The sequence below is a fragment of the Immundisolibacter sp. genome (genome assembly GCF_028696615.1).
In the GTDB taxonomy this organism is placed as follows: Bacteria; Pseudomonadota; Gammaproteobacteria; order Immundisolibacterales; family Immundisolibacteraceae; genus Immundisolibacter.
This window is the reverse complement of sequence record NZ_JAQVGQ010000126.1, coordinates 1-7,859: the sequence shown is the minus strand read 5'-3', so window position 1 is coordinate 7,859 and position 7,859 is coordinate 1. Positions and strand designations below refer to the sequence as shown.

The 7,859-nt window shown below is 69.4% G+C and carries 8 protein-coding genes; 3 read left to right on the top strand and 5 right to left on the bottom strand.

Going from position 1 to position 7,859, the window contains the following annotated elements; all coding sequences use genetic code 11:
• Positions 1-127: 127 nt before the first annotated feature.
• Together PHC73_RS09165 and PHC73_RS09160 are read left to right on the top strand one after the other, a co-directional pair.
• A complete protein-coding gene (locus PHC73_RS09165) occupies positions 128-1,261 on the top strand; it encodes a fatty acid desaturase (RefSeq protein WP_300126962.1) in 1,134 nt (377 codons plus the stop codon).
• Between the two features lie 131 nt (positions 1,262-1,392).
• On the top strand, positions 1,393-2,820 hold the full coding sequence (locus PHC73_RS09160) for a globin-coupled sensor protein (RefSeq protein ID WP_300126960.1): 1,428 nt from the start codon (positions 1,393-1,395) through the stop codon (positions 2,818-2,820).
• Between the two features lie 30 nt (positions 2,821-2,850).
• On the opposite strand, the gene PHC73_RS09155 is transcribed toward PHC73_RS09160, so the two are convergent.
• The 5 genes from PHC73_RS09155 to PHC73_RS09135 form a co-directional block, all read right to left on the bottom strand.
• Positions 2,851-3,555 (bottom strand): DsbA family protein, encoded by a 705-nt coding sequence (locus PHC73_RS09155; protein WP_300126958.1) that lies wholly within the window; start codon positions 3,553-3,555, stop codon positions 2,851-2,853.
• 77 nt (positions 3,556-3,632) lie between these two features.
• Entirely contained in the window at positions 3,633-4,322 is a 690-nt protein-coding gene (locus PHC73_RS09150; RefSeq protein ID WP_300126956.1) for a c-type cytochrome, read from the bottom strand.
• Positions 4,323-4,337: 15 nt separating this feature from the next.
• Positions 4,338-5,558, bottom strand: a complete 1,221-nt coding sequence (locus PHC73_RS09145) for a hypothetical protein (RefSeq protein WP_300126954.1) — start codon at positions 5,556-5,558, stop codon at positions 4,338-4,340.
• A 4-nt stretch (positions 5,559-5,562) separates the two neighbouring features.
• Complete coding sequence (locus PHC73_RS09140; RefSeq protein ID WP_300126951.1) at positions 5,563-6,942, bottom strand: cytochrome c; 1,380 nt, start codon at positions 6,940-6,942, stop codon at positions 5,563-5,565.
• Between the two features lie 93 nt (positions 6,943-7,035).
• Positions 7,036-7,209, bottom strand: a complete 174-nt coding sequence (locus tag PHC73_RS09135; protein WP_300126949.1) for a hypothetical protein — start codon at positions 7,207-7,209, stop codon at positions 7,036-7,038.
• Positions 7,210-7,444: 235 nt separating this feature from the next.
• Here PHC73_RS09135 and PHC73_RS09130 point away from each other — a divergent pair.
• Positions 7,445-7,859 (top strand): amidohydrolase family protein (locus PHC73_RS09130; protein WP_300126947.1); only part of this gene is annotated, 415 nt, incomplete at its 3' end.

Sequence of the window (7,859 nt, the reverse complement as noted above, 5' to 3'; positions counted from 1 at the left end):
CTGCTGCGGCGGGTCGGCGGCGAGCTGCGCATCGCGCGGCGGCTGCTGACCGTGCAGCAGAACGTGTTCCTCAACAAAAGCCTCAACGTGTTTCCGTGATTCTGCCTCCCCGCGAAGGATTGTTTCGATGAAGGATTACCTGCGTTACTACCTGTGTTCGCTGACGGTACTGGCCGGCATCGGCGGTTTCATCGCCGGCGGCTGGTGGATGGGCGCCGGGCTCGGCACCTTCGTGGTGCTGGCGGTGCTGGCCCAGTTCGCGCCGGTCGACCACGGCGTGCGGCGGTTCCGCCACCCGTGGCTGGCGGACATCCCGCTGTACCTGCACGGCGTGTTGATGATCGCGCTGTACGCCGCCTTTGCCTGGCGCATGCGCGCCGGCATCGGCGTCGACAGCGTCGGCGCGCAGGCGGCGGTGCTGGCGCTCGCCGTCGGCTCGCTGGTGTGGCTGAACGCGGTGCCGAACGTGCCGATCGCGCACGAACTCATGCACCGCAAGGATTGGTTCTCGCGCGGGCTTGCCAAGCTGATGTGCGCGTTCTTCGCCGACGCGCACCGCGACATCCCGCACCTGTACACGCACCACATCCACTTCGACACCGATGCCGATGCCGACTACGCGCCGCGCGGCAGCACGGTGTACCCCTTCATGTGGCGCTGCACGCGCCGCAACCTGGACGAGCTGCTCGCCGCCGCGCGCAAGCGGCGCGAGGTGACCGGCGCCGGCCTGTGGTCGCCGCGCAATTTTCTGTTCTGGGAAATGGCGCTGCTGGCGGCGATTCCGCTCGCGGTGGGCGCCTACGGCGGCGTGCTGGCCGGCGTGCTCACGCTGGCGGCGCAGGTGATCGCCAAGTTCTTCCTGGAAGCCCTCAACTACCTGCAGCACTACGGCCTGGTGCGCGTGCCGGGATCGGCCACGCGGCTGCATCACACCTGGAATCATCTGGGCTGGCTCGACCGCACCATCGGCTACGAGATCACCACCCACGTCGACCACCACATCGACCCCGACCTGCGTTTCGACCAGCTTATCCCGCACCCCGACGCGCCGCAGATGCCGAACCTGTTCGTGTGCGCCATCAGCGCCTTCATTCCGCCGCTGTGGTTCAAGTACGTGGCCATGCCGCGCCTGAAGGACTGGGACCTGCGCTTCGCGAGCCCGGCCGAGCAGGCCATCGCGCGCGAGGCCAACCGCAAGGCCGGCTGGCCGGACTGGCTGAGCGAGCAGGCAGGGCCGCCGATGCAGGCCGAGGTTGCCTGACGAGCGTCGCCGGCCCCGGCCGTTCATGGGTCTCGCACCCCCCGAAATTTTTTCGTAACTAAAGTCCGGCGCGTCGTTGCCGACAACGGGTCATTCGCCTTGGCGATCCACACTCACCCGGAACCGTGACGATGCCCATTGCCCAAGCCACCCCGCCGCAACGCCAGTTGCAGGACCTGCTCACCCATCACGGCATCGACGAGGCGGTGCTCGAGGCGGCGCGCGGCTTGCAGCCGTTTCTCGAGCGCCACCTGGACGGTGTGCTCGAGCGCTTCTATGCCCATGCCCAGAGCCGGCCCGAGCTGGCGGCCTTTTTCTCCTCGCCCGAGGCCATGCGCCATGCGCGTGCCAAGCAGGGCGAACACTGGCGGCGCATGTTCGCCGGGCGTATCGATGCGGATTATCTGGCGTCCGTCGAGCGCATCGCGCAGGCGCACGTGCGCATCGGCCTGCCGCTCGACTGGTACGTGGCGGGGTACTCGCGCGTGGCCGCTGATCTGCATCGGCAGCTCATCATGCACGGCCGCAGTTGGCGCGGTGCCGGCCTGCGCCTGGCGCGCCAGGCCGACGCCATCGACCGGCTGCTGCTGCTCGACATCAACCTGACGGTGGATGTTTACCTGGGCCAGCAGCTGGCGAGCTTCGAGCAGCGGCAGGATGCCATCCGGGCGCGCTTCGACCTGCTGGTGCGCGACGAATTCGCGGCGCTGGCCGCCGCCGACGCGCAGCTGGCCGGCCAGGTAGGCGACGGCGTGGCGCGGGTGGACGAGGAGCAGGCGGCGATCGACGCGGCGCGCCGCACCACCGACGAGATGGCCGCCGGCACCCAGACCATCGCTTCGGCGGTGGAGGAGTTGTCGGCCTCGTTCGCGGAAATCAACGACCAGGCGCACCGTTCGGCGCAGCTGATCGCCGACGCCATGCGCGTGGCCGAGGATACCCAGGCCCAGGTCATCGGCCTGACGCAGGTCACCGACCAGATCGGCGAGGTGCTGCACCTGATCAACGACATCGCCGGCCAGACCAATCTGCTGGCCCTGAATGCCACCATCGAGGCGGCGCGTGCCGGCGAGGCCGGCAAGGGGTTCGCGGTGGTGGCCAACGAAGTCAAGTCGCTGGCGTCGCAAACCGCCAAGGCCACCGACGACATCGCCGGTCGGGTGCAGCAGATGCGCGGCGCGGTGGAACGGATGGTGAAATCTATCGGCGACATCGGTGGCGCCATCGATGCCGCGCGTGATGCCTCGGTGGCGATCGCCGGTGCCGTGGAGCAGCAGACGGCGGTCGCCAACGAGATCAGCCAGACCCTGGCGCGCGCCGCCGCCAGCGCCGCGCAGTCGGTGGAATTGAGCGACTCCCTGGAGCGCATGGGGCAGCGCAGTGCGCAGACCATGCACGCCATCGCCCACCTGACCGAGGAAACCGGCCGCCACGTGGCGCGCATCCAGGCCGGCCTTGGGCAGTTTCTGCAGGAACTGGCCGCCTTGGACGACGACCGCGCGCAGCAGCGCGCCGATCGGCCGGCGGCGGCTGACGCGCCGAATGCCCGCGCGGCCTGACAGGCCGTTGAATGAAACGGCGCTTGCGCGTCACTGCGCCGGCGGCAGTCCGTAGCCAAGCACGCGCCGGCGCTTGACGTCCTCGTAGAAGGTCTCGATGGCGTCCTCGCGCAGGCAGTGGCCGAGCGTCGAGCGCGGAATGCCGCCCAGTACGTGGCGGCCGTCGGCCACCAGCGCCGGGATGCGCAGGATGCCGTAGCGGGCGGCGCGCTCGATGTCGTCGGCCAGCAGCGTGCGGGCGTGTTCGCCGAACACGTCGTGCTGCCAGCGCTCGCCGTCGAGGCCGATGTCCTCGGCGCACTCGCGCAGCACGGCATAGTCGGCGATGTTGCGGCATTCGGTCAGGTGCGCGCGCTGCACGCGGTCGAAGAAATCCCAGTGCGCGCGCTGCCCGCCCTGCATCTCGGCCGCCTTGGCGCCGAGCTGGTTCGGCAGCGAGTAGGGGTAGTCGAAATCGCGCGTCATCATCAGCTCGCAATTGATGCGCGGGTCGGGCTCGAAGTCGCGGGCGTCGGCCCAGTGCACCATCACCACGTCGCGCTTGGCCTCGCGCTTGTCGGCGTACAGCTTCTGCCCCAGCACCTGCGGTGACACGGCCAGCGGAAAGCAGCGCTGCACCATGCGCACGTCCGCATGCGCGGCGGCAAACGCGCGCAGGCGCTCGGAGGCCTTGTAGCACCAGGCCGACAGGCAGTCGTGGAAAAACTCGATGACGATCGGTTGGCTGTCGGTCATGGCGCTCCTCCTGCGCTTGGAATGATCGCCCGAGTGTGGCGCCGGCCGGCCGCGCGCTCAAGCCGCCGGCGTTCGCATCACTGCGCTTTGGATGCGAGGTAATCCACCGCGGCGCGCAGTTCCGCCTCGCTGCAATCGGCGCAGGTGCCCTTGGGCGGCATGGCCTTGAAGCCTTGCAGCGCGTGCTGCAGCAGCGTGTCCTTGCCCTGCGCGAGGCGCGGCGCCCAGGCCGCCGTATCGCCGAGCTTCGGCGCGCCGGCCACGCCGGCGCCGTGGCAGACCACGCAGGCAGCCTGGTAAACCGCCTCGCCGGAACGGGGCGCTGCGGCCATGGCGGGCGCGGCGGACGCGGCCGCCGCGGTGGGTGCGGCGGCTTGGATCGCCACCTCGCCCACCGGGCGGATGCGCTCGCAGGTGTCCGCCGCCGCGCCGCCACCCTGGCGCGCCTGCAGGCTGAAGTAGGCGGCGATGTTGACGATGTCCTGATCCGACAGCGGCCCCGCCATCGCGTTCATGGTCGGGTTCTGGCGGGTCCGCCCGTCGCGGTAGGCGCGCAGCGCCTGTTCGAGGTAGGCGCGGTCCTGCCCGGCCAGGTGTGGCGTGCCGGTGATTTTGGAGATGCCGTCCGGGTTGTGGCAGGCAAAACACACGGCCGCGCGGCGCTGGCCGGCGCCCACGTCGGCGGCCGGGCCGCCGGTTGCCTGGGCATGCGCGGTGGTGGTGATGAGCGCGAGCAGCATGAGGCCCGTCGAGATGATCGTTTTCAAGGCAAAAATCCTCGCTCAGACGAAGTTGTTGCGAACCCAGATGGCGATGCCATAGGCGAAGAACACCGCGATCCACAGCACCAGCACGGCCACCGCTGCGCTGCCCAGGCGTGCCAGACGGCGGTCTGCGGTGTACAGACCCGCCGTGCGCCCGGCGCGGTACAGCAGCGCGAGGTAAAAGCCGCCGACCAGACCGCCGACGCCGATGAAGGTGGAAAAGAACAGCCCCGTCGACGGCCAGTCCATGTGTACCGGGTAGGTGGCGATGTCGTAGCCGAACGGGCGCAGGTGATGGATGCGGATCACCTCGCGCCATACGGCGAGCAGCGCCAGCACGCCAAGGCCGCCCAGCAGCGGCCGGTAACCGTGCACGGCGGGCGCCCGGCCGCGCAGCCACAGCGCCATGGCCAGCAGGCTCGCGCCCAGCAGCAGCGCAAGTGGGTGCAGCGCCAGGCCCGCGCCGGCCGGCTGCACCGCCTGCCAGGCCGCCAGCAGAACAAGGCAAACTGCATAGCCGACGGTGGCCAGGCGCTGCCCCAGGGCACGCGCAAAGGCCAGATAACCGGCGTCGATGTCCGTGCGCACCGCGCAGTACTGCGCGTAGGCGAGCAGGAACACGCCTGCCGCCGGCAGCGACAGGCCGATCATGAACAGGTAGCGCGGCCACTGGATGGCGTGCAGCGCGTGACCGCTGGTGTCGACCACGCCGCCCGGCGCGTACCAGCCCATCCACTGGCCCGGCAGCAGCGCCTGATACGACAGCGCGTGCATGATCAGCCCGTCCAGCAGGAACAGCGCCAGCGCCAGCCAGGCATACACGCCGGCGTGCCGTCTGGCGCCCGGCTGGTTGACGTAATAAAAGGCGAACCAGCTGCAGTAGGCGACGATGAGCGTGAAGATGAAGCCGATCGCCCAGGCGCCGGACAGCACGTTGGACGCATACCACTGCGGGTCGTAGATGACCTGCGTGAACAGCAGCGGCGCCACGCCGAGCACGATCAGCAGCGACACGCCGACCTTGGCCACCTGCGTCAGGGTCAGCGACAGCCGCTGCCAGTGCGCGCCGCGGCCGCGGCGGTGGAAGGCGTAGATCGACAGCCCGGCGCAGCCGAGCGTGAGGTGCACGAAGGCGATGTGCAGCACCCAGGTGATCACCATCAGCGCCTGGAACAGCACCGGGTGCGCCGGCACGCCGGCCGGGTCGCGCATGGTGTTCAGGACGGTTCCGATATCCATGGCATCACTCCCCGGCGTTGGCTTGGCGGATGGCGGGTTCGGGGGCGCCATTGACCCACGCCAGGTAATGGGCGATGGCGTCGATCTCCGCTTCCGGCAGGTCGATACGCGGCATGTACGGCTGCATGCCGTGCTTGAGCGGGCCGCGCAGGTAGGCGGCAATCAGGTCCGCGTCGGTGGCGCCGTGGAACTTGTCCGGCAGGCTGCGCAGCGGCGCGCCGCGTTCGAGCGCATGGCAGTTGGCGCAGGCGATCTGCGCCAGCAGGTGGCCGGCCTCGAGACGGTTGTCGTCGGTGACCACGCGCAGGCGCTCGGGCACGAACGGGTGCAGCGCCAGCAGGCCCTTGTCGGCGATGCGGTCGACTTCGCCGGTGATGCCCTTGCCGGGCACGTCACGCGCGATCACCTGATTGCCGTAGATGTACTGGCCGGCCACGTAGGGTTTGCGCATCGACTCGCGCATGCGCTCCTCCGGCCACACGCCGACGATGGCCACGAACAAAAACACCGCCACGGCCAGTGCCGTGTACACCCGCTGCGGCTGCCAGAAGGCGAACAGCAGCCACAGCGTCGCCACCACGAACACCGCCACCATGCCGCGTGCGTACACCGGCAGCAGGTGGGTGTTCAGCATGACGATGGCGTTCCCCGGCAGCGTCTGCAGGTAATAGAGGAACATCATCACCGCGAACAGGCCGCCCACCAGCCCGATCGGCGCCAGAAACCGCACCACGCTGCGCCGCAGGGCCGGATCTTTCTGGCGGCTGGCCACCATCAGGCCGACCAGCGTCGCCATGACGAACATCGACCCGGTGCGCGTGCCCAGGTGCGCGAAGAAATTGAGGTTGTAGAAGGCGTCGTTGGTGGAGCCGGTCAGGTACCAGTCGTCGTGGCCCGGCCACAGCATGAACGACAGGATGCCGACGATCAGCAGCATGGTTGCCCACGAGGCGAGCGCGAACGACCAGGTCAGCTTGAGGTGGCTTTTGGCGTCGATCTTGCCGAGCAGGTACACCAGCGCGTAGACGCCGATCACCTCCACCGTGAAGAACACCCACTCGGCCGCCCACACCCACACGAAGTTGTGGATCAGACCGCTCACGCCGCGCGGGCTCGCCACCGTGATGGCGTACCAGATGCCGGGGCCGGTGATCGAACCGATGACGTACGAGAACACCAGCAGGAACAGGCCGTACTTTTTGACGAACTCCAGCAGCTGCGGCTGGTTGTCGCGGTAGGCCCGGGTTTCCAGCAGCGCGAACAGGAACGAGGCGCCGACCGAGGTGTGCGAGGCGACGACGTGGATCACGCCGATGATGCCCATCACCCAGGCGGTGCCGATGGCGGGGACGTAAAACGTCGGGTACATGCCGAGCACGTCCATGCGGTTCTCCAGGGTTGAAACAAGCCGCCGCGGCGGCCGATGTGCGCCTGCGGCGGGTTTCGAAAAGTCGTGCCGGCGGGCGCCGAACGCGCGTCAATGACCGCCGGGGTGGTGGCAGGCGGGCGCGGTCAGTTGGCTGAACACCAGTGCCGCGTGTGGGCGCGTCGCCTGCCAGTAGCCGGCCGCCCAGCACAGCCAGCCGGCGGCGGCGAGGGCCGACCACTTCACGCCGCGGCGGGCGCCGCGGGCCGAATACCAACGTTTCATGCGGACTCTCCGATCGTCGTGCGCTGGCCAGGGCGGCGCCGCGTTGCGCGGGCGCCCGGGCCACGGTAACGATGGCATGGCGCGAAACGGCCGGGAATGCGGCACGGCGTCGCAGGGCAGCCTGCCTTGACCGCCCGGTCGGCGGGCGGAATGATGGCCGCCGGCCCGCCGTTTCAGGGACGCTGCGGCCTGCCGTGCACGACAGACACAACACCATTCGGCGAGGAGAAACCCCATGTACGACGTACTCATTCACGGTGGCAGCGTCATTGACGGCACCGGCGCGGCGGCGCGGCGCGCCGATGTGGCCATCCAGGGCGACCGCATCGCCGCGATCGGTCTGGACCTTGGCCCGGCACGCGACACGCTGGACGCCAGCGGGCTGGTGGTGTCGCCGGGTTTCATCGACCCGCACACCCATTACGACGCGCAGTGGTGCTGGGACCCGCTGTTGACCAGCAGCGCCTGGCACGGCGTCACCTCGGTGGTGATGGGCAACTGCGGCGTCGGCATCGCCCCCTGCCGGCCGGCGGCGCGCGAGCTGGCAATGATGGACCTGGTCAACGTCGAGGCCATGCCGGCCGAGGTGCTGCGCGCTGGCATCCGCTGGCAGTGGGAGACCTTCGCCGAGTTCATGGCTGCGGTGGGCG

Excerpts from the sequence above, each read along its gene's own strand:
- PHC73_RS09155 (WP_300126958.1), bottom strand. The coding sequence starts at position 3,555 with ATGACCGACAGCCAACCGATCGTCATCGAGTTTTTCCACGACTGCCTG.
- PHC73_RS09165 (WP_300126962.1), top strand. The coding sequence starts at position 128 with ATGAAGGATTACCTGCGTTACTACCTGTGTTCGCTGACGGTACTGGCC.
- PHC73_RS09160 (WP_300126960.1), top strand. The coding sequence starts at position 1,393 with ATGCCCATTGCCCAAGCCACCCCGCCGCAACGCCAGTTGCAGGACCTG.
- PHC73_RS09145 (WP_300126954.1), bottom strand. The coding sequence starts at position 5,558 with ATGGATATCGGAACCGTCCTGAACACCATGCGCGACCCGGCCGGCGTG.
- PHC73_RS09140 (WP_300126951.1), bottom strand. The coding sequence starts at position 6,942 with ATGGACGTGCTCGGCATGTACCCGACGTTTTACGTCCCCGCCATCGGC.
- PHC73_RS09135 (WP_300126949.1), bottom strand. The coding sequence starts at position 7,209 with ATGAAACGTTGGTATTCGGCCCGCGGCGCCCGCCGCGGCGTGAAGTGG.